We start from the raw sequence: 20862 nt of genomic DNA, 5'->3' as shown, positions 1-20862 counted from the left end.
AATATAAATAAGTAAGAGGGCGGATTTGAAGATAACTTCAAAATACCGCCCTCTTTTTGATACATTTTTTATTCTGTTGCTAAAGGATTTTCAACTTTTACATACGTATAGTCATGTGCTTCATCTTCTAAGCGCATAGTAGTAACACATTTATAATCAATCGTTTCAGCAAAGAATGTGTGTTTGATGTCAGCTAAACGTTCATTATCAATCGTATGATCTGCTTGCATTTGATTGAATTTCTTTTGTGTAATCTGTTTAACAACATCCCATAATTTGTTTTCTGATATCACGCTTTCTTGTGTATGTTGCGCGATTGTTAAAATTAGCTCTCCAAGATGGTTTTGGATAGTTGAATAGAACGCCTTGTTGAATACAGAAGTTGATTTGCTAGTTAAGATACGTGATTTTTCATGGAAATGTTCTGTTGAGAAACCACTGTCGTTGAGTTGTTGTTCATCAATACGTAAACCTTCATAGTCACGAATGAACATATGATTTAAGCTGCCATCTTCATTGAATGAAGACACTGCATTTTGTAAATGTGCTTCTAAAGCAATACCATATTTCACCATTAATGGAATCACAATATCGACTAATGCTTGCGCATATTCAGCAAGCCAAGCTTCTGAAGCAGCTTCAAAAGATTCTGTTTGCTTCGCATTTTGATAACGTTCAATTAACGAGTTTATCACTGCAATTTCAGCGTTAGGATTACTAACTACTAAACTTGATGGAATGATGTTAATAGTATCAGGTGCTGTTAAGTGATAAACATTTTCTCTTAAGAGTGAACCAAGCTGTTCACTGCGTTCTGTTTGATAGTCGCCTTGATCTTGTTTGTGATAGAAATGAATACCCGCTAGTTCAGAAATTCCAGAAGCTTGAATATCTTTAAATAAAGGGTCTTCAGTCAATATTTGGTTAACGATATGCGTCACAAGTGGACCATTAAATGTGGTTTGTTCTGACAATGTTCGAATCTCTCCGGTAATATGCACATTGGTTGAGAGTTTGACATGCGGTGTTGTTTCTGGCCATTTCGGCATTAAAGTTCTAAATGACAGTCCCGCATAATAAGATGTTTCGTAAGGGATTGTCTTAATTTGACCTGTATCAAGTTCTTGTGCATAGTCATGTTCTAAAATCTCATCATATTGCCAAGGATGTAACACAATCATGCTGTAATGATTGTGTTCATCTGAAGGGATTGCTTGGTTAAAGGCACTTTCTAAACCTTCGAAGTTTTTAAAGAGCGTTTCATTATATGTATGCTCAAGTGTTTGTGTACGAACGAGGTCATTGTGTACCGCAATCCATTTTAATGCAATGGGTTGTTGGAATTCAGAAGAATATTGAATGTTTTCTTGTGGTGTTAAGCCTTTGCGTAATTTGGCACCTGGGTGAAGCGGGTGACCTTCAATGACTGATTGTTCAGAACGTAAATAACTATCTGATGCGTGTGCGATAATATCGAACATAGCACGTGTATCATCTTTTAAAGTGATATGTTGATAGCTGAGTGCGAGTGCCATATTGGCTACACTATTCATCATATCGTCACTGAATTGATCACTTGCTGGTCCTTTGAATTTAGGTGCTTCTGTTAAAATCACTTCTAATACTTCTTCTGGATGCATAATGCGTTGGTGTGTCTCTGGTTTATCCATTTCTGTGAAATAAAATGGACCATCCATATCAATACGATCAAAAGCATGAAATCCTGAAATTGGCGCATAGAGTGTCAGTCTAGATGTCGGCCAATCCATCTTCATGACTTTGCCTGTGTTCGATGATAACTCAAAAGGTAAATCTGTATTATTTATAATTTGTGCTTGTCGGCCTTGATTGACCATATTTTCTCGATAAATTGAAACGACTAAACGTTTCGTAACCAAGTCTCTTGCAGTTAGTAAAATAGCTTTAAATTGCTCAGCCCATTGTGGATGGGATGCAGAAAGGTAATCATAAGCAGATTGTTCTTCTGCTGTGAGCTTTATAGGTTGTTCATTTGTTTGTTGTAATATATTTTCCATAATACACCTCTTATTTAATTATTTTACAAAACAACTAAAGATTTGTATAATCCATCATATCGGTAATGATAATCATTATCAATTAAAAAGACAGGTGGAATAAAAAATGGCAAAATATTTTTTCCCAAGTTCATTCCTACTGTTTTTGGGGAATTGGATCGGACAAATCGCATTAAATTGGTATGTATACGAACAATATCACAATGCTTTTTATTTGGGATTGGTCAATTTCGTCAGACTGATACCAATCTTATTTCTAAGTATCTGGGCAGGGGCTTTAGCTGATAAATTCGATAGAGGGAGATTAATTCGAATAACTGTCACAGGTTCTACAACTTTAACAGCAATCTTATGTTTGTTGAGCTTTGAATACAGGGAATTACCTATATATATTATTTTGATTTATGCTTGTTTAAGGGGCATACTTAATGCTGTAGAGACACCTGTCAGACAGGCGATTTTGCCTGATTTATCTGATAAAATCAGTACAGTCAAAGCAGTATCGTATCATTCGTTTATCATTAATATTTGTCGATCAATCGGACCAGCGATTGCAGGGGGCATTATCGCAGTGTTGAATGTGAAATATGCATTTTTAGCACAAACCTTGGTTTACATAGGTGCTATGCTGTTATGCTTGCCACTTCATTTCAAAGTCGCTTCAGCTTCAGATGAAGAAGGTGCAGCACGTTTCTCTGCAACGGTCGTCAAAGATTATTTTAAAACACATGGACAAGGACTCCATATCTTTATTACGTCATTGTTGATTATGGCCACTGGCTTCTCTTATACCACCTTATTACCGGTATTAACCAGTTTGAATTTTCCTGGTCAGGCTTCAGTCTTTGGCATCGCAATGACCTTCAGTGCTATCGGTGGTATTACCGCAACGTTATTATTGCCGCAGATACTGAAATTATTTTATTCAATTAATGTATACTATTTAAGTTCTATCCTGTTTGGTATCGCATTACTGATGGTAGTTATGCCGAATACAATTCTGCTGTTCGGCTTTATCTTTTTAATCGGTTTATTTAGTCAATGTGCACGGACAACGAATCGTGTATATTTTCAAACACATATTGAACCTGAAAGACGTGGCAGAATTTTAAGTATTGTGATGATGGATCGCGGCATGATTCCATTAGGTGCAGTTATTATGAGTGCATTAACAGAACTTATCGGCATTGTACCGACATTTATTACAATGGGTCTTAGTACATTACTCATTGCAGCACTCTTTTATGGGATGAAAGAACTTAAGAATAGAGGAAGTGTAATATGAGACAAACAACATTACAACAAGCAGATATCAATATGCAGCATCGTGTATTCAACGCCATGATTAAAGAACACATTTTTAACGAAGGCACACGTATTACGAAACAAAATCATCGGTTAGAAGTTCAATATCAAGGTAAAGTACTCTCAGTCAGCATTAATGGTGTATATGCATTTGAACGCTATCAAATGCAAGGGCCGCTGGAACTGCAAGAGGGAGACAAACAACAGACGATAGCATCCTTAGAACAACTAATCGACACGCTAGAACAAGATTTTGACGTAGTGTTCCCGACTCGTTTAAAACAAGAGTTGATTCATAGTCGACGTGGCTTTGATTTAACTTATGCACAAATGGAGAAACGCCATCAGCTCATTCAAGATAGTATGAAATTTTCGAGAATGCCAGTGAGCTTGAATTATTTTGCTTGGATGTCGCATATGAATGCATTAGGTGAAATGGATGATTTATTATATTCAGAGAGTTTAGTTGTCGAAGGACATCCGACTCATCCATTATCCAAAACCAAACTGCCTTTAACGAACGAAGAAGTGATGCGTTATGCGCCAGAGTTCGAACAAATCATTCCATTAAAAGTCATGTTGCTGAGAAAAGAAGATGCAGTGACAACCAGCGCTTCTTCTGATCCTGATTTCATATTGAATGAAGTTCTAAAAGATGATAAAGCCCAATTGAAAGATTATGCGAAAGCGCTCGGTTATGATATCGATGACTTTGAAATTGTCATAATTCATCCATGGCAATATGAACATGTCATTGTAGAACAATTTAAAACTTGGATTCAGGAACAACGTTTAATACCGACACCCATCACTTTGAAGTCAAAGGCAACTTTATCATTTAGAACGATGGCGTTATTAGAGCGTCCTTATCATATTAAATTGCCAGTTCAAGTTCAGGCAACGAGTGCCATTCGTACAGTTTCTTCTGTTACGACAGTAGATGGACCGAAATTAAGTTATGAATTACAAGATATGTTGAACGTCTATCCGCAACTTAAAGTGGCGAGAGAACCGTTCGGCTTACATGCAGCTATTGAACCAGACCAAGCACGACAATTAGCTTATATTGTCAGAGAACGCCCGATGATTGATGGTGAAGGTGTAACTGTCGTAACCGCAAGTTTAGTAAATCAAAATCCTGTAGATGACATGAAAGTGGTGGACAGTTACTTAGAATGGGTTGATCGTGAAATTTCAGCACAATCAATCAAGCATTTCATGACAGTCTATGCACATACTTTAATCCCACCATTAATTGCCTATATCCAAGAGTATGGCATTGCGTTAGAAGCGCACATGCAAAATACAATTGTGAAACTTGGCAAGGACTATAAAATGGCCTTTATGGTCAGAGATTTAGGCGGCTCTCGTATAGATTTAGAAACGATGAAAGAGAAAATTCCAAATGTCAAAGTTGAGAATGAAAGCTTAATTGCGGAAGATATTGAAGCGGTGATTGCGAAATTTCAACACGCAGTCATTCAAAATCAAATGGGTGAATTAATTTATCATTTGAGTCAGCATGAGGATGTGACAGAACAAGAGTTGTTTACGATTGTTCAAGAAATTACACGCCATGCGATTGATCCGAATAAACCACATGCGACAGTCTTGAACCAAATTCTCTTTGGAACGACGATTACTGTGAAATCTTTATTAAGAATGCGCATGGAAGGCAAAGTAAAAAAATACGTAAATACGATTTTAGATAACCCATTGAAAGAAGGAGAGTGAACCCCATGGCTTATGTAGAAATAGATTTAGCCAAAATCCAATTCAATGCATTGATGTTGAAAGAAAAGCTGGCACAAAGAAATTTAGAAATGATGCCAGTGATTAAATGTATCGCTGGAGATAAGCTGATTGTTGAATCATTGAAAACACTTGGTTTTGATCAGATGGGTGACGCACGTATGGTCAATATTGACCAAATTCATGACGGTGCACTCTCTTATATGTTGATCCGCACGCCTAATCGCAGTGAATTAGAAGATTGTATTGAGAAAACTGATATTAGTATACAAACGGATCTTGAAACAATTCGCTTATTGAATGAAACTGCAAAATCAATGGGCAAAAAACATAAAATATTATTAATGGTAGATTGGAAGGACAGTCGTGAAGGTGTCTTAACGTATGACGTTGTTAAGTACATAGAAGAAATCATGTATATGTCTCATATATGTTTAACAGGACTGGCTTTTAATTTTATGTGCTTTTTAGATATTCCGCCGACTGAAGAAGATATTTTACGTATGAATCAATTTGTACAAACAGTTGAAAAAGAAATGGGTTATACTTTAAAAATGATTTCAGGTGGCAACTCAAGTGCGTTACCATTACTTGATTATTGTACGTTCGGCAGAATCAACCATTTAAGAATAGGTGAGTCATTGTTTCGCGGTATCAGTACAGTAGATCAAAAGCCGATTCATTATCTCTTCCAAAATGCGATTACTTTGAAAGCAGAAATTATAGAAGTCAAACCAAGAATAGATATTCAACATGATCGTTCATATTTACAGGCCATCTTAGACATCGGTCATATTGATACTGTGATAGAAGATATTACTCCTTTAAATGATCAAGTGAAAATTATGGGTGCGACAAGTGATCACCTCATGATTGATTTACAAAACACAGATTATTATCAAACAGGAGATATCATTGAGTTTACGCTAGGTTATAATGCATTAGCACAAAGTATGTATCAAAAGACGCTGAAACATGTGTATATCAGAGATGCTGGTGTACAAATTTTAGTGGACCATTTTGAAGTCAATCATGATCATGTTCAAATTAATCCTTGATAGATATAGGCAAAAAAATTGACAATATTGTAAACCGAACAAAATTTGTTCGGTTTTTTGTTTATTATTGCTAAAACCATGTTGACATTGAGAATCGTTATCAATAAAATAAAAAGTAAGATGATTGAATGAGCGATAAATGGGATATATCTAAATGGATGGTACGTAGATACATACGACCTTCATACATAACTTGGAACGAGAAAGATAACTGAGTTGACCTTCAGCTACATTTCATTTGTTGCCTCATAGAGCATCTAACAATATGAAGGAGTGGAAACATGAATAGATTAAAGTTTCTTGGTATTCTTATGTTAGTACTTGCTTTGACTGTCGTTGCGGCTTGCGGCAATAACAGCAAAGATAGTTCAAAAGAGTCTGATAGTAAATCTTCAGATGATACAATCGCAGTAAAAAATGAAGCGGGCACAACGAAAGTGAAAAAAGATGCGAAACGTGTCGTTGCTTTAGAATATTCATTCGTTGATGCTTTAGCTGCATTAGATGTGAAACCTGTAGGGGTTGCAGACGATAATAAAAAAGATCGTATTATCAAACCTATCCGTGAGAAAATCGGAAATTACGAATCAGTCGGTACACGTAAACAACCAAACTTAGAAGTAATCAGTAAAGAAAAACCTGACTTGATTATTGCGGATGCACAACGCCATAAAGGTATTTATAAAGAATTAAACAAAATTGCACCAACTATCTTATTACCAAGTTTTGATGGTGACTATGATGCAAACATCGAATCATTCAAAACAATCGCAAAAGCCTTGAATAAAGAAAAAGAAGGCGAAAAACGTTTAGACGAACATAATAAGAAAATGGATAAATACTCAAAAGATATTACTTTAGATAAAGACTTAGCTGCTTTACCTGCTGTATTAACTAAAACAGATATTATGGCGCACTCAGATAAATCTTATGTTGGTCAAGTGTTCCATCAATTAGGCTTTAAAGAAGCATTAAATAAAGATGTATCAAAAGATTTACCTAAATACCTAGATGGTCCATACTTGAAAATGAGTACGGAACAAATTGCGAAAGTAAATCCAAAACAAATGTTCATCATGATTGATGAAAAAGATAAACCATTATTAGAGAAACAACAAAATGACAAAGTATGGCAAACAATCGACGCAGTTAAACATAAACGTGTTTACACTGTAGATCGTAGTACTTGGTCTCGTTCTCGTGGTTTAATTTCATCAGAAGAAATTGCGAAAGAGTTAGTAGAACTATCTAAAGAACAAAACAACAAATAAGCGATTAAGATGATTAGAAGGGTGAATGGCTATGACAAACCAATCTAGCCACAGCCTTATTGAAAAGAAACAAAGAAAACGCACCACACTCCTCTTTATCGGGAGTGTGTGCTTTCTTTTTATCGTGATGTATTTCAATTTGACTGTCGGCACAACACATATGAAATTTAAAGATATTGCAGATTATTTAATATGGCATCATGACACGAAAAATACATTTATTATACATAATATCCGTATGCCAAGAATGGCAGGCGGGCTATTGATTGGTGCAGCTTTAGCAGTTGCTGGTTTATTTATGCAGGCAATGACGCGTAACCCATTGGCATCTCCGCAAATCTTCGGTGTGAATGCCGGAGCATCATTTATTATTGTTGTGATTACAGTCATCTTTCCGGTATTGACTTCAATTTCAACATTACTTGCGTTTATCGGCGCGTTTATTGGCGGTAGTATTGTTTATATGTTGTCTGACTCAACGAAAGGCATGACACCAGTCAAATTAGCTTTAGCTGGTATGACTGTTCATTTGTTCTTTACAAGTTTGACACAAGGTATCATTTTATTAAATGAAGATTCTACAACGACAGTTTATTTCTGGTTAGTCGGTACACTCTCAACATTGAAATGGGGAGATGTATTGTCTATCACACCATGGATTATCGGTGCGTTCATCGGTGCATTATTCATGGCACGTCAAATTTCAGTGTTAGAACTTGGCGATGAGTTAGCACGAGGACTAGGTCAAAACATTAAATTAACCCGATTATTGTTAGGGGTGTTGGTGGTAATTTTAGCCGGAGCATCCGTTTCAATTGCCGGACCTATCGGATTTATCGGTTTGATTGTTCCGCACATTGTAAAATATTATACTTCTCATAATTACTTTGTGATTATACCGCTGACGATGATTTTCGGTGCTGCCATTTTATTATTATCAGATGTCATCAGCCGTTTAATTGCATTTCCATTTGAGACACCGGTCGGTATTGTGACATCCTTCGTCGGTGCAGTTTACTTCTTAGGCTTAACATTGAGAGGAGTGAAACGAGTATGACAAGACATTTAGGGCGTAAATATATAATTGTGATTGCGATATTGATCGTCGTTTCCATCTTCTCATTATGTGTGGGTGCCGTATTTGTAAATCCGCTTCAAGCCCTCAAAGGCTGGATTATGCAAGATGACTTTATCGTCAATGAATACCGAGAACCAAGACTTTATGTCGGTTTATTAGTCGGCAGCAGTTTAGCAATTTCAGGTGCAGTAATTCAAGGTGTTGTACGAAATCCTTTAGCATCACCAGATGTTATCGGGATTACTAAAGGTGCGAGTTTAGCAGCTGTTTCAGTCTTGATTCTCTTCCCGAAAGCACCGATTTATGTATTGCCGGTTGCTTCGTTTATCGGAGCTTTAGTCATCAGCTTATTATTATCTTATTTAATCGCACGTAAAGAAGTCCAAGGTTCAAACTTAGCGTTAATCGGTTTAGCCATCGGTGCGATTTGTATGGCAATTGTGCAATACTTACTCATTCGATTCCCATTAGAAGCCAACTTAGCTTTAGTATGGTTAACAGGAAGTTTATTCGGACGTTCCATGGACCATGTGATTTCAATCTTGCCGTGGTTTATTGTGACCGTACCGCTTATCTTATTTTTTGCGCAACGTTTAGATATTATTCATTTAGGTGATCAAGTAGCGACTGCGCTTGGTACGAGAGTTCGTTCAGTTAAAATGGTAATGTTGATACTTGCGGTTATGCTGGCAGGTTCTTCTATTGCGGTTGTCGGCGGACTGAGTTTCTTAGGATTGATTGCACCACATATTGCACGTTCGATTGTCGGCCATAAACATATTCATATCATTATGATGTCTGGATTAGTCGGTGAGATTTTAATTATAGTCAGTGATACATTAGCACGCGGCATTCATCCGCCGTTAGACATCCCAGTCGGTGTGATTATTGCGATTGTCGGTGCGCCATACTTTATTTATGTTTTACGCAAAATGTAATAGGGAAATAGACAACTGTCTCTTATTAACATGAGAGGCAGTTTTTTTATGGGGAAGTTGGGGTATTAGAATTTGAAGGTGTTAAATTTATACAGATTTATGTATAAGTATTAAAATTCTTATTGCTTAACCATTACAATACGCTTATAATGTATTGTAATGAAAGGGAGAGACTATGGAAAAATATACAAAATCAGAAATCTTCAAGGGACGTTTGAAGTTCATTATCATGTCATTGCTCGGTATCATGTTGTTCTTAGTACCGGTGCCGGTGACACAAGACGGAAAGCAACAAACGACATTATTGGTAGCATTTTTAGCAGGTTGGTTGAAGGACGTATTAGGTCCAGCAATGCCGTATTTAATTTTAATTGTAATTACATTATCTGGTATTTTGACTTTATGCTGTTCGACTTTCTTAAAGAAGCGCTTAAAGTCTGATGGGTTATTGAATAATACGTTTAATGTGACGCCGATTTGGTTGGTTGTCAGATTATTAGCGGTAGTGTTTGCATGGATGACATTTTTACATATTGGTACAAAAGTGATTTATTCAGACGATACTGGAAATTTAATCTTTTCTAGTTTATTGCCGACGTTATTCTCAGTGTTCTTTTTTGCGGCACTCTTTTTACCGTTACTTATGGAATTCGGTTTATTAGAAATGTTAGGACCGATTTTCAGACCAGTCATGCGACCATTATTCACTTTGCCTGGCCGTTCTACAGTGGATAACCTTGCATCATTTATCGGTGATGGTACAGTTGGTGTTATCATTACAAGTAAGCAATATGATCAAGGCTTTTACTCTAGACGTGAAGCGACCGTTATTTCAACAACATTCAGTGTTGTTTCACTGACGTTTGCGATTGTAGTGGCTGAAACAGTAGGGATGCAGAATCATTTCTTCTATTTCTATTTAACAGTTATCGTTTCTTGTTTAGTTGCTGCAGTGATTATGCCGAGAATTTGGCCGTTACGCAGTGTACCAGATGAATATGCGGTTGAAAACAGTGAATATGCGAAAGATGAATCTAAACCTGAAGGCATATCAGCTTTCAAACATGGATTTAATCTAGCGACTGAAAAAGGAATCAAATCACCAGGCCTTTTGCAATTCTTTAAATCAGGGTTGGTCACTGTTGCAGATATGTGGTTCGCAATTTTACCAGTTGTTATGGCAATCGGGACACTTGCGACGATTATCGCAACATATACACCTGTCTTTGAGATTATTGGGAAACCTTTTGTACCGCTGCTTGAACTCTTACACATTCCTGAAGCAGAACGAGCATCTGAAACTATGTTGATTGGATTTGCGGATATGTTCTTACCTTCAATTTTAATTGATGGTGTGAAGAGTCAAATTACCTTATTTGTTGTCGGTGCATTGAGTATTTCACAATTGATTTACTTATCAGAAGTCGGTGGGGTTATCTTAGGTTCTAAGATTCCTGTCAGTGTCTGGAAATTATTTGTGATTTTCTTATTCAGAACGATTATCGTATTACCAATTATTGCTTTAATGGCACATTTATACTTCTAAATATAAAAGCTGAGTCTTGCAGTAGAAACTGCTCGACTCAGCTTTTTTTATTATTCTAATGTACCTAAAGATGACAACACACGAGATTTTACTACGTTGTTTCCGACAACAGGAGATTCTGATGAGGCATTTGACTCAGAAGATTTAGGGCGTTGATGTGCTTGTTTGAAAGCATCGCTATTCTTCCAATTTTCAAAATCATCTTGAGATGCCCACCATGTTGAAACATGCATGAACTCAGTATCTTTTTGACCACCTTCTACTAAAGAAACTTCAACACGATGAAATCCTGGCATTTCTTTTAATTGAGGGTTGGAAGTAAAGCGACCTGCCATTTTTTCAGCAAAGCCTTTTTTCACTTCTATTTGGTTTGTGACAATATACAAGACTATCATCCTTTCAAAATTATTGTTAATCTTCTTTACCCGATTTTTTGTATGTTCATTGTGTGTAGTTATCAGTATTTTGATTATAAAACATGTGGTACAATATTTAAAAAGAAAAAGAAGAATCTTAATTAATAGGGGAAAAGTGAATGAAGAAAAAAGAAGTCAGTATGGCCGAACTGTTTTTTGATTTGGTCTTTGTTTATGTACTTTCGACAATTAATATTACAGTGGAACATATTTCTACTTCATTAGTCGACTTGGAAAGTCTTGGTAAAAATTTTATGTTGTTTTTAGTATTTTTCTCAATTTGGATTTATCATACATTGCTGGTCAATCGATTCTTTGAACAGAAATGGTATCAATATGTCTTTTTATTTATAGATATGTTTCTGATTTTATATCTGTCTAAAGCGATTAATGGTAATTTCCAAGAAACATTTGTTGCGTTTGCATCAACAACTACAGTTATCTTTATCAGTATTATAATTCAGTATTTTTTAAGTTATAAATTTGTGGACCATTCTATTAATGCACGTTTCTTAAAGGTGTATGTAACAGGTCTTGTTTTAACAGTCATGTTTTCGGTAGTCGGTTTACTTCTACCTAAAGGCATTAACTTTTGGGTATATTTTATCGGTATCGTGATTTCAGCCACATTCCCTGCATTTTTTGCGAATGCATCTAAAGAGAATCCAGTTATTTTTAAACATTTAACTGAACGACTGAGTTTGTTTATGATTTTATTATTTGGAGAAGGGATTGTTCAAATCGTCAATAATATGGAACTTTCACAATTTAAAGCACTAGATGTTGTCTATTTCTTAATGGTCATTAGTTTATTTGTGATTTATACGTTCCATTACAAAGGTAGCTTGGATCAGGAGAAAGATGAAGCAACAGGCTTTTTAACGATGTTCCTGCATTTATTCATTATTTATTCTGCAAACTTTATTTTCTTGATTATGAATAAAGGCTTATCAGATCATCCTTTAAGTTTTGCGGAAGGCATCGGTTATACCGTCGCATTTTGTGTTTTCTTATTTGGTGTATTCTTTGATACGATTTTACATCGCAATATTACAAAGAAAAAAGGTCTGTATATTGGCATTATCTTAGTAACTACAGTCATTGGATTTATCATTCCAAATATTCACTTGATAACAGTAGTTCAAATCATAGGTATTATCGTACTATGCAGCATGTATTATATTGAAAATAGGGATATATTAACAGATTAAGTTAAAAGAACTTAATCAATAAAAAACCTTCCACTTCAGAATTAGAAGCGGAGGGTTTTAGTTTATACTTTTTTAATTCATTTATTTTGTGAGTTCATTATAGACTTTCTTGTCATTGAAAGTGAAGATGATGTATTCGTGATCATCAGTATCAATAATAACGCGGTTAGTTTTACCAAATGTAGAACCAATACGAGATACCTCTCTGCCATCGTCTTCTGGTACCGCATGGATATCTTGATCTTCTCTAATGTTTTTAATATCTGCTGTTGGGATTTTGATGTCTGCTACTCTCCATTGGATACGAACTTCGTCATTATTTTTCTTTACTGTCATTGCCATTATGGAACACATCCTTTAATTATTTTTGTATTGCTATCATACACTATTTGGAAACCGTTTTCAAGTAATGTGAGATACTTTTTTATAAATGTGTCATACTAATTAAAAACCGAACATACAGTCCGAAAATATGTTCGTGTTTATTAAGAAATTGTGATAAAATAAAACAACTAGAAAGGAGTATAGAGATGACAGGGAAAACACACTTATCATGCGGGTTTCTCATAGGAACACTCGCCATCAACTATTATCATCCCGATTTATTTACTTCTATCACCACTGTAGTCTTAGCAGGGGCTGGAAGCTTATTGCCTGACATTTGTCATGCACAAAGTAAAATCGGGCGTCGTTTTAAGTTTTTAAGCTTAATTGTTCGTCTTTTGTTCGGTCATCGAACATTTACACATTCAATTTTATTTACGCTACTTGTGGCGTTGCTGTTATCTACTATACATACACCTCCTGTATATATGACAGCAATTATCGGCGGTATGGTTTCTCATATCATTCTAGATATGTTGACGCCGAGAGGTGTTAAGTTATTATATCCATTTCCATTATCAGTTAAACTGCCGATGCAATTTAAAACTGGTGGAATGGTAGATTTATCACTGGCCACTGCATTTACTTTTGGCGGAACATATGTTATATTCCGCGAAGTCATCAATCAATGGTTCATGCACTGGTTTCATTTGAATATATAAAAGAATGAACGACAAGGTGTTGTCGACATGATTAAAGAAGATTTTAAGAACCTCTGCTTTTTTAAAGTGGGGGTTCAAGCTTGAAAAATTGATTTGTGATATAATTCAAGAATATTGAAGGGTTTATGTTGGCCAAATACATATTTAAAGACAGAACCCTTGGTAATCGCGGAGAAACTTAAGGAGAGGTATCATGTTAGATAAGAATAAATTAGAGAAATTCAATCAGCAACATTTGTTAGAATTGGAGAAATTAATGAGTTCCAACGAAAAAGAAAATATTGCTTCTAAATTACAATCATTAGACTTATCTGCAATTTTAGATTTGTATGAATCACTTTATGTAGAACAATCTCAAAATAAAACTGAAGAAGTATCTGAAGCGACTGAAGTTAAATATAGAGTACGCAAAGATTATTCAACAGAAGAATTAAATAACTTTTATGCTCAAGGTATCGATGCGATTAAGAAGGGTGAATTTGCGGTTGTCTTAATGGCAGGTGGCCAAGGTACACGTCTTGGTTATGATGGTCCGAAAGGTTCATTTGAAATTGAAGGTGTCAGCTTATTTGAACTACAAGCAAGACAGCTATTAAAATTAGCCGAAGAAACTGGACGTACAATTGACTGGTATATTATGACTAGCGATATCAATGATGAAGCAACGCAAGAATTCTTTGAACAACAAAACTATTTTGGCTATAACCCTGACTATATCCATTTCTTCAAACAAGATAATATTGTCGCTTTAAACGAAAAAGGCGAGATTGTCTTAACAGAAAATGCTGAAGTCATGGAAACGCCAAACGGAAATGGCGGCGTATTTAAAGCGTTAGATGCATACGGCTATCTTGATAAAATGGAAGAAGACGGTGTGAAGTTTATCTTTATGAACAATATTGATAATGTTTTAGCACGTGTATTGGATCCAGTTTTTGCAGGATTTACTGCAGAAGCTAATCGTGATATCAACACAAAATCTATTGAACCAAAACAAGGTGAAAGTGTTGGACGTTTAGTCAATATTGACTGTAAAGATAGTGTCTTAGAATACTCAGAACTTGGTGATTCAGATGTAAATGCATTCCATAATGCGAATATCGGTATTCATGCGTTCAAACTTGCATTTATCCAATCAGCAGTCAATCGTGAATTGCCATATCATTTAGCAATCAAACAATTGAATCAATTAGATGAAGACTTTAATGTAGTGAAAGCACCTGCATTGAAATTTGAACTGTTCTATTTTGATATCTTTAAATACGCAACTAGTTTTATTACACTGCAAGTTCCTAGAGAAGAAGAGTTTTCACCTTTAAAAAATCGTGAAGGCAAAGATAGTGTAGAAACTGCAACGCAAGATTTAAAACGCTTAAATCTTATTTAACTGTAAAGGTGGAGTCATAGTTGAAACAGACTTCAAATACACATAGTGAACGTGGTCTCAATCGTTTTAAAGATATTATTCCTTTATCATTCGGTGAAGAAATCGGTAATGCAGTCTCACATGGGGCAGCGGCTTTGATTACACTAATCGTATTGCCTTATGCGGCAGTCCATAGTTATATTCATGGCGGTACATTGGCATCAGTCAGTGTATCTATATATGTCATCAGTATCTTTTTAATGCTGATTTCATCAACGATTTATCATGTGATGCAAAATAACTCACCGCATAAATATATTATGCGTATTATCGATCACAGTATGATTTATATAGCAATATCTGGTACCTATACACCAGTATCATTAGTCGTAGTCGGCGGATGGTTCGGCTGGATTATAATGGTGTTGCTATGGGGAATTACGATATGGGGCATTTTGTATAAAGCAATTGCTGAAAATGTAAATCCTAAACTCAGTTTGTTCATGTATTTAATTATGGGTTGGGTCGGCATTTTATATCTTCCGATTATTTGGAGAGAAGCCTCATGGCAATTTATGTTATTTATTTTGCTTGGCGGTATTGCTTATACGATTGGTGCATGGTTCTATGCACAAAAGAATCGTCCGTACTTTCATATGATCTGGCATATCTTTATTGTGATAGCATCGTTATGTCATTTCATCGGAATTTTATATTTTATGTAGGGGGAGAGGCTGAGGCTTTTGTTGAATAGAAGCCTTGACCTCTTTCTTATTTGAGAAAAAGAAAGAGGTGTCAAAGTGTGAAAATGGATTTGAAGTCAATCGGTGTAGTGACCGCATTGATTTTAATTATGTTTATGGCGGCTATCGAAACATCTATCATTTCTTTAGCATTGCCTACAATCAAAACAGATTTAAACGTGACGAGCTCGATTTCGCTTGTGTTCTCAATTTATTTTATTGCCTTAGTTATTGTGAATCCATTAGTCGGGGAGTTGCTTTCGCGTTTTAAACTTATACATGTAACGATTGGTGGACTGTTATTATTCAGTGTTGGTAGTTTGATGTCTGGATTAAGCAGTACATTTACTTTATTAATTATCTCTCGCTTTATCCAAGGTTTAGGGTCAGGTGTCATGATGGTGCTCAGCCAAATTGTACCGAAACTTGCCTTTGAAATTCCGTTACGATATAAAATAATGGGGATTGTCGGCAGTGTATGGGGGATTTCAAGTATTATCGGTCCTTTACTTGGTGGTGCAATCTTAGAATTTGCGACATGGCATTGGTTATTCTTTATTAATATTCCGATTGCTGTGGTTGCTGGTGTGTTGGCATTTACGACCTTTATTTTTGATGAGGAACAAGTATCAAGTGGAGAAGCATTTGATCAAAAAGGTCTGTTCTTCTTCTATTTAGTCCTTATCTTTATATTAGGTGCGATTACAACACCGTTATCACTATGGTTGAAAGGTATCATGATTGTGATTGGTATCGTATTTGCCTATAAACTTGTCAAAGTTGAGAAACAAGTATCGACACCGTTTTTACCTATTGAAGAATTTAATCGTCGCATCACTATTATTTTTATTACTGATTTTATATATGCGATGATCTTAATGGGCTATAACTTATACATGCCGATATACTTACAAGAAGAAATCGGATTATCGCCACTCCAAAGTGGATTTGTGGTTTTCCCGATTTCAGCAGCTTGGTTGTTGATTAACTTCAATTTACATCGTATTGAAGCAGGGTTAACAAGAAAAGCGTTGTATCTTGTTGCCTTCACTTCTTTACTATTATGTAGTGTGATTGTCTTTGTTACACATGCAGCACCGATATTATTAGCCGCAACATTGATGTTAGCAGGCGCAAGTTTCGGTATTGTTTATACAAAGGACAGTGTGATTGTGCAAGAGGAAACGTCACCGAGAGAAATGAAGCGGATGATGTCGTTTTATTCTCTTTCTAAGAATTTAGGTAATTCTATCGGTTCTACAATCATGGGCGGCATGTATGCCTTACCGTTTGTTGTAGGAGGCGCAAGAATTTTAAATAACGTTGTTTTGATTATCATCTTTATTATGATGCTATTCCTATTATGGATAGTCTTTTATCGAAATCAAACGCAAAACGACTAATTGGGTATCCCGCTGAAATGCGGGATATTTTTAATTAATAACTTAAATCATATTGTGTTATTATACGGGTGTATAAAGAAAGAGCGAAAGGAGTGAGGAAAACTTGAAATTCAATATATTCAATTTAATATCTACATTAATTGTGCTATTAGTGTTTGTGATTTCCGGTGCGATTTTCCTCACACTTTTAGGCTTCGTATTATTTGGATTGAGTCGTTTGCTTATTTTTTGGCATCTAGGGTATTTCGGATATAACAAAGGTTTCTACCAAAACTTATTTTACTACGGCAGCTATATTGTATTAGGTTACTTCACAATGTTCTTAGTAGAATATCTGATGGATTATTTCAAAAAGAAATTGCCGCATAGCCCATATTTTCATGGTGAAATCTTTCATTTGATTTCATACTCCGTTACAACGGTAATGTTCTATTTTGTAGTCCATATTCATTATGCATATATCAACATTGATTTTTGGGTCATTATGTTGATTATGGCGTTCTTTTACGTATGTAAAGAAGTCTTTTATCCTGATAGTGAAGACTTGAATAGAAATAAGTGACCTGCATGAGCAATTAGTTTGCTTTGCTAACTATTTTTAGTGCATTATATTATGGTAAGTTTATAAAGGAGTGTTTATATCTATGCCAGAGCAGGCTACTATTTCTAAGCAAAAAAGAAATTTGATTGTCACAGTTATGATTACGAGCGCATTCATTGCGATATTAAACCAAACGCTACTTAATACTGCACTGCCTGCTATCATGCGTAGTTTCAACATTGGAGAGAACACATCCCAATGGCTAGTAACTGGTTTTATGTTAGTTAACGGAGTCATGATTCCTTTAACTGCCTTCTTAATGGATAAAATCAAAACCAGACCGTTATATTTAGCATCAATGGGAATATTTTTAATTGGTACTATATTAGCGGCAATTGCACCGAACTTCGGTGTTTTAATGACTGCACGTGTCATCCAAGCTATGGGTGCAGGCATTATTATGCCGTTGATGCAATTCACTTTATTTACACTTTTCCCAAAAAATGAACGTGGCTTCGCAATGGGATTAGCTGGTCTCGTTATTTCCTTCGCACCAGCTATCGGACCTACAGTCTCAGGTTTGATTATTGATGTTTCAAGTTGGCGTACACCATTTATCGCAGTAGCTGTGATTGCGTTAATTGGATATATCTTCGGAGCAATCAGTATTAAAAGCTTCAATGAACCTAAAGATATTACATTAGATATGAAATCTGTGATTTATTCAACAATCGGATTCGGTGTAATGTTATTAGCATTCAGTAGTGCGGGTTCTTCAGGCTTTGACAGCTGGACGTTCTATGTACCATTTATTGCCAGCCTATTTGTCATTTGGGTGTTTGTGAAACGTCAATTAACAATCGAGAATCCAATCTTGAACTTGCGCGTCTTTAAAAACAAAACATTTACGCTATCAGCTATTTGTTCAATGATCGTAATGACATCAATGATTGGCCCAGCACTGTTGATTCCCATTTATGTACAAAATGCGATGGGCTTATCAGCTTTCTTATCAGGTATTGTGATATTACCTGGTGCAGTGGTCAATGGCGTGATGTCTATCTACACCGGTAAGTTCTACGATAAATACGGTGTTAGACCATTAGTGATTATCGGCTTTACCATGTTGACTATATTTACTGGAGTCTTAGCATTCTTAAAAGTAGATACACCATTCTGGTATCTTGTATTAATTTATGCGTTAAGAATGTTCTCAGTGTCATTACTTGCGATGCCGCTTAATACAGCGGGCGTCAATGCATTACCGAATAAAGATATTTCACACGGTACAGCAATTATGAACTTCGCTCGTATGATGGCTTCATCAATTGGTACAGCGATTATGGTTGCATTAATGACATTAGGTACAAGAACATTTGCGCCAAATCCAAATGAAGTGGCTTCTAAAGAATTATTCCATCGCGAAGCAATTGCGCGTGGTGTGGATTTATCATTTGGTGTAGTGACAGTTATTGTATTAATTGGCTTCATTATAGGTTTATTCATTAGAGATAGAATAAAAGGTGAAACTAAAAAGCAAATGAATGCACGTAAAATTTAAAACTGAATCAATCTTTAAACATAAAACCAGCAAAGCAATATATAGATTGTTTTGCTGGTTTTTGTTAGGTTTTCTAGGAAAGGGGAAGTTCTTTGGATTATTCGTTACCACTTATACATTAAGTTTGTTAAAATAATAAGAGTAAACATTAATTTATATTTGGGGTGACGTACTTTGTTAACAGTTGAACAAGTCAACGAACTAGTGGGGAATCTGAAAGATCCAATTTTAGATGTACCATTTAAAGATACAGGTGGTATTGTGAATATCACGATTAAAGAAGAAATTGAACATGTCAGTGTCAAAATTGCGATGGCAAAATTAGGTGGAAAACCTCAATTAGACTTGCAAATGGCAATTGTTGAAACATTGAAAGAAAATGGAGCAAACACAGTTGGTATTCGTTTTGAAGAATTAGATTCTGAGACGGTTGCTAAGTTTACTGGTGATGATCCAGCAGAAGACCAACCGCAAACAATCGAAGGTCTACTTTCAAAAGGTAACCCTGTTGAATTTATTGCGATTGCATCTGGTAAAGGCGGCGTAGGTAAATCTACAGTAGCAGTTAACCTTGCTGTGGCATTAGCACGTGAAGGTAAAAAAGTCGGTTTAATCGATGCTGACATTTATGGTTTCAGTGTTCCTGATATGATGGGTATCGATAATAAACCAGGCATTGAAGGTAAATCAGTAAAACCAGTTGAACGTCATGGTGTAAAAGTAATGTCTATGGCATTCTTCGTTGAAGAGAATGCACCTGTAATTTGGCGTGGACCAATGCTAGGTAAAATGTTGACGAACTTCTTTACAGACGTAAAATGGGGAGATCTTGATTACTTACTATTAGATTTACCTCCAGGTACAGGTGATGTGGCATTGGATGTACATACAATGTTGCCATCAAGTAAAGAAATTATCGTAACAACACCTCATCCAACTGCAGCATTTGTAGCAGCACGTGCTGGAGCAATGGCAAAACATACAGAACATTCTATTTTAGGTGTTATTGAAAACATGTCTTATTTCGAAAGTAAGGAAACTGGAAATAAAGAATATATCTTTGGTAAAGATGGCGGTAAAAAACTAGCAGATGAACTTAATGCTGACTTATTAGGTCAATTACCATTAGCACAACCTACATGGGATCCTAAAGATTTTTCACCTTCTATTTATCAACCTGATGATCAACTTGGTGAAATTTATCAACAAATCGCGCAAAAAGTTATCACTAAAACAATGAAAAAATAAGAAGTCTAAATAAAACGCAGGTTTTTTCAAAAAATCTGCGTTTTTCTCTTGCGTTTTTCTGAAATCCTGTTAGAATATATTTTTGTGAGCGAGAAAAACAAGTTAAATAAACACTTAAAAAACCTGAAAAAAAGTTATTGACTTAACACTTTGAAGGTGCTAAGATAATAAAGTCGCTAAAAAACGACGAGTTATCAAGAGTGTAAAACTTACTCTTGCGGAAATGAAGAAAACATTTTAAAATTGTAAAAGTAATGTTAATTAAGTGTTGACTTCGAAAACACGAAGTGCTACAATGAATAACGTTACTGAAAAAATGAACATTGAAAACTGAATGACAATA

General features: G+C 35.6%; 18 protein-coding genes. 15 read left to right on the top strand and 3 right to left on the bottom strand.

What is annotated here, in order from left to right:
• Positions 1-68 precede the first annotated feature (68 nt).
• Positions 69-2036 carry an IucA/IucC family protein gene (locus HMPREF2846_RS07585; protein WP_070626365.1) on the bottom strand — a complete coding sequence of 656 codons (1968 nt, stop codon included), beginning with the start codon at positions 2034-2036 and terminating at the stop codon, positions 69-71.
• Between the two features lie 106 nt (positions 2037-2142).
• On the opposite strand from HMPREF2846_RS07585, the gene HMPREF2846_RS07580 reads away from it, so the two are divergent.
• The 7 genes from HMPREF2846_RS07580 to HMPREF2846_RS07550 all read left to right on the top strand — a co-directional run bounded on the left by HMPREF2846_RS07580 (position 2143) and on the right by HMPREF2846_RS07550 (position 10984).
• Positions 2143-3321 carry an MFS transporter gene (locus tag HMPREF2846_RS07580; protein WP_002479517.1) on the top strand — a complete coding sequence of 393 codons (1179 nt, stop codon included), beginning with the start codon at positions 2143-2145 and terminating at the stop codon, positions 3319-3321.
• Complete coding sequence (locus HMPREF2846_RS07575; RefSeq protein WP_070626364.1) at positions 3318-5075, top strand: IucA/IucC family protein; 1758 nt, start codon at positions 3318-3320, stop codon at positions 5073-5075. Before HMPREF2846_RS07580 ends, HMPREF2846_RS07575 begins: the two co-directional genes overlap by 4 nt.
• A 5-nt stretch (positions 5076-5080) precedes the next feature.
• Positions 5081-6151 carry an alanine racemase gene (locus HMPREF2846_RS07570; protein WP_070626363.1) on the top strand — a complete coding sequence of 357 codons (1071 nt, stop codon included), beginning with the start codon at positions 5081-5083 and terminating at the stop codon, positions 6149-6151.
• Between the two features lie 281 nt (positions 6152-6432).
• On the top strand, positions 6433-7422 hold the full coding sequence (locus HMPREF2846_RS07565; protein ID WP_002479514.1) for an ABC transporter substrate-binding protein: 990 nt from the start codon (positions 6433-6435) through the stop codon (positions 7420-7422).
• A 31-nt stretch (positions 7423-7453) separates the two neighbouring features.
• Positions 7454-8479, top strand: a complete 1026-nt coding sequence (locus HMPREF2846_RS07560; RefSeq protein ID WP_083309986.1) for a FecCD family ABC transporter permease — start codon at positions 7454-7456, stop codon at positions 8477-8479.
• On the top strand, positions 8476-9438 hold the full coding sequence (locus tag HMPREF2846_RS07555; protein WP_070626361.1) for a FecCD family ABC transporter permease: 963 nt from the start codon (positions 8476-8478) through the stop codon (positions 9436-9438). Before HMPREF2846_RS07560 ends, HMPREF2846_RS07555 begins: the two co-directional genes overlap by 4 nt.
• A 175-nt stretch (positions 9439-9613) precedes the next feature.
• On the top strand, positions 9614-10984 hold the full coding sequence (locus tag HMPREF2846_RS07550) for a YjiH family protein (RefSeq protein WP_002479511.1): 1371 nt from the start codon (positions 9614-9616) through the stop codon (positions 10982-10984).
• Between the two features lie 50 nt (positions 10985-11034).
• On the opposite strand, the gene HMPREF2846_RS07545 is transcribed toward HMPREF2846_RS07550, so the two are convergent.
• A complete protein-coding gene (locus HMPREF2846_RS07545) occupies positions 11035-11370 on the bottom strand; it encodes a heme oxygenase (RefSeq protein WP_070626360.1) in 336 nt (111 codons plus the stop codon).
• A 149-nt stretch (positions 11371-11519) separates the two neighbouring features.
• Here HMPREF2846_RS07545 and HMPREF2846_RS07540 point away from each other — a divergent pair, with 149 nt between their 5' ends.
• A complete protein-coding gene (locus HMPREF2846_RS07540) occupies positions 11520-12611 on the top strand; it encodes a low temperature requirement protein A (RefSeq protein ID WP_070626359.1) in 1092 nt (363 codons plus the stop codon).
• A gap of 81 nt (positions 12612-12692) precedes the next feature.
• Here the strand turns inward: HMPREF2846_RS07540 and HMPREF2846_RS07535 are convergent, their stop codons facing one another.
• Positions 12693-12953: a SunI/YnzG family protein gene (locus HMPREF2846_RS07535; RefSeq protein ID WP_002479508.1), complete on the bottom strand. Its 261-nt coding sequence runs from the start codon at positions 12951-12953 to the stop codon at positions 12693-12695.
• 188 nt (positions 12954-13141) lie between these two features.
• Between HMPREF2846_RS07535 and HMPREF2846_RS07530 the strand changes: the two genes are divergently transcribed.
• The 7 genes from HMPREF2846_RS07530 to HMPREF2846_RS07500 all read left to right on the top strand — a co-directional run bounded on the left by HMPREF2846_RS07530 (position 13142) and on the right by HMPREF2846_RS07500 (position 20519).
• Positions 13142-13657 carry a metal-dependent hydrolase gene (locus tag HMPREF2846_RS07530; RefSeq protein ID WP_002479507.1) on the top strand — a complete coding sequence of 172 codons (516 nt, stop codon included), beginning with the start codon at positions 13142-13144 and terminating at the stop codon, positions 13655-13657.
• A 193-nt stretch (positions 13658-13850) separates the two neighbouring features.
• Positions 13851-15044, top strand: coding sequence for a UTP--glucose-1-phosphate uridylyltransferase (locus HMPREF2846_RS07525; protein ID WP_070626358.1), 1194 nt, complete (start codon positions 13851-13853; stop codon positions 15042-15044).
• Positions 15045-15064: 20 nt separating this feature from the next.
• The gene (locus tag HMPREF2846_RS07520) at positions 15065-15748 is read left to right on the top strand and encodes a PAQR family membrane homeostasis protein TrhA (RefSeq protein WP_023014942.1); all 684 of its coding nucleotides are present in this window, start codon (positions 15065-15067) and stop codon (positions 15746-15748) included.
• An 83-nt stretch (positions 15749-15831) separates the two neighbouring features.
• Positions 15832-17169 (top strand): multidrug efflux MFS transporter SdrM, encoded by a 1338-nt coding sequence (gene sdrM, locus HMPREF2846_RS07515; RefSeq protein ID WP_031262411.1) that lies wholly within the window; start codon positions 15832-15834, stop codon positions 17167-17169.
• A 103-nt stretch (positions 17170-17272) separates the two neighbouring features.
• On the top strand, positions 17273-17731 hold the full coding sequence (locus tag HMPREF2846_RS07510) for a SepA family multidrug efflux transporter (protein WP_002479503.1): 459 nt from the start codon (positions 17273-17275) through the stop codon (positions 17729-17731).
• An 82-nt stretch (positions 17732-17813) separates the two neighbouring features.
• Positions 17814-19271, top strand: coding sequence for an MDR family MFS transporter (locus tag HMPREF2846_RS07505; protein WP_002479502.1), 1458 nt, complete (start codon positions 17814-17816; stop codon positions 19269-19271).
• Positions 19272-19445: 174 nt separating this feature from the next.
• Positions 19446-20519: an Mrp/NBP35 family ATP-binding protein gene (locus tag HMPREF2846_RS07500; RefSeq protein ID WP_002479500.1), complete on the top strand. Its 1074-nt coding sequence runs from the start codon at positions 19446-19448 to the stop codon at positions 20517-20519.
• Positions 20520-20862 lie beyond the last annotated feature (343 nt).

Source organism: Staphylococcus sp. HMSC056G08 (assembly GCF_001812305.1).
Classification (GTDB): Bacteria; Bacillota; Bacilli; order Staphylococcales; family Staphylococcaceae; genus Staphylococcus; species Staphylococcus simulans.
The sequence above is the reverse complement of the archived record's forward strand: the minus strand, read 5'-3'. Positions and strand labels throughout refer to the sequence as shown.

Bases quoted from the DNA above. Each gene is read 5' to 3' on its own strand.
- HMPREF2846_RS07585 (WP_070626365.1), bottom strand. From the start codon at position 2,036: ATGGAAAATATATTACAACAAACAAATGAACAACCTATAAAGCTCACA.
- HMPREF2846_RS07580 (WP_002479517.1), top strand. From the start codon at position 2,143: ATGGCAAAATATTTTTTCCCAAGTTCATTCCTACTGTTTTTGGGGAAT.
- HMPREF2846_RS07575 (WP_070626364.1), top strand. From the start codon at position 3,318: ATGAGACAAACAACATTACAACAAGCAGATATCAATATGCAGCATCGT.
- HMPREF2846_RS07570 (WP_070626363.1), top strand. From the start codon at position 5,081: ATGGCTTATGTAGAAATAGATTTAGCCAAAATCCAATTCAATGCATTG.
- HMPREF2846_RS07565 (WP_002479514.1), top strand. From the start codon at position 6,433: ATGAATAGATTAAAGTTTCTTGGTATTCTTATGTTAGTACTTGCTTTG.
- HMPREF2846_RS07560 (WP_083309986.1), top strand. From the start codon at position 7,454: ATGACAAACCAATCTAGCCACAGCCTTATTGAAAAGAAACAAAGAAAA.
- HMPREF2846_RS07555 (WP_070626361.1), top strand. From the start codon at position 8,476: ATGACAAGACATTTAGGGCGTAAATATATAATTGTGATTGCGATATTG.
- HMPREF2846_RS07550 (WP_002479511.1), top strand. From the start codon at position 9,614: ATGGAAAAATATACAAAATCAGAAATCTTCAAGGGACGTTTGAAGTTC.
- HMPREF2846_RS07540 (WP_070626359.1), top strand. From the start codon at position 11,520: ATGAAGAAAAAAGAAGTCAGTATGGCCGAACTGTTTTTTGATTTGGTC.
- HMPREF2846_RS07535 (WP_002479508.1), bottom strand. From the start codon at position 12,953: ATGGCAATGACAGTAAAGAAAAATAATGACGAAGTTCGTATCCAATGG.
- HMPREF2846_RS07530 (WP_002479507.1), top strand. From the start codon at position 13,142: ATGACAGGGAAAACACACTTATCATGCGGGTTTCTCATAGGAACACTC.
- HMPREF2846_RS07525 (WP_070626358.1), top strand. From the start codon at position 13,851: ATGTTAGATAAGAATAAATTAGAGAAATTCAATCAGCAACATTTGTTA.
- sdrM (WP_031262411.1), top strand. From the start codon at position 15,832: ATGGATTTGAAGTCAATCGGTGTAGTGACCGCATTGATTTTAATTATG.
- HMPREF2846_RS07505 (WP_002479502.1), top strand. From the start codon at position 17,814: ATGCCAGAGCAGGCTACTATTTCTAAGCAAAAAAGAAATTTGATTGTC.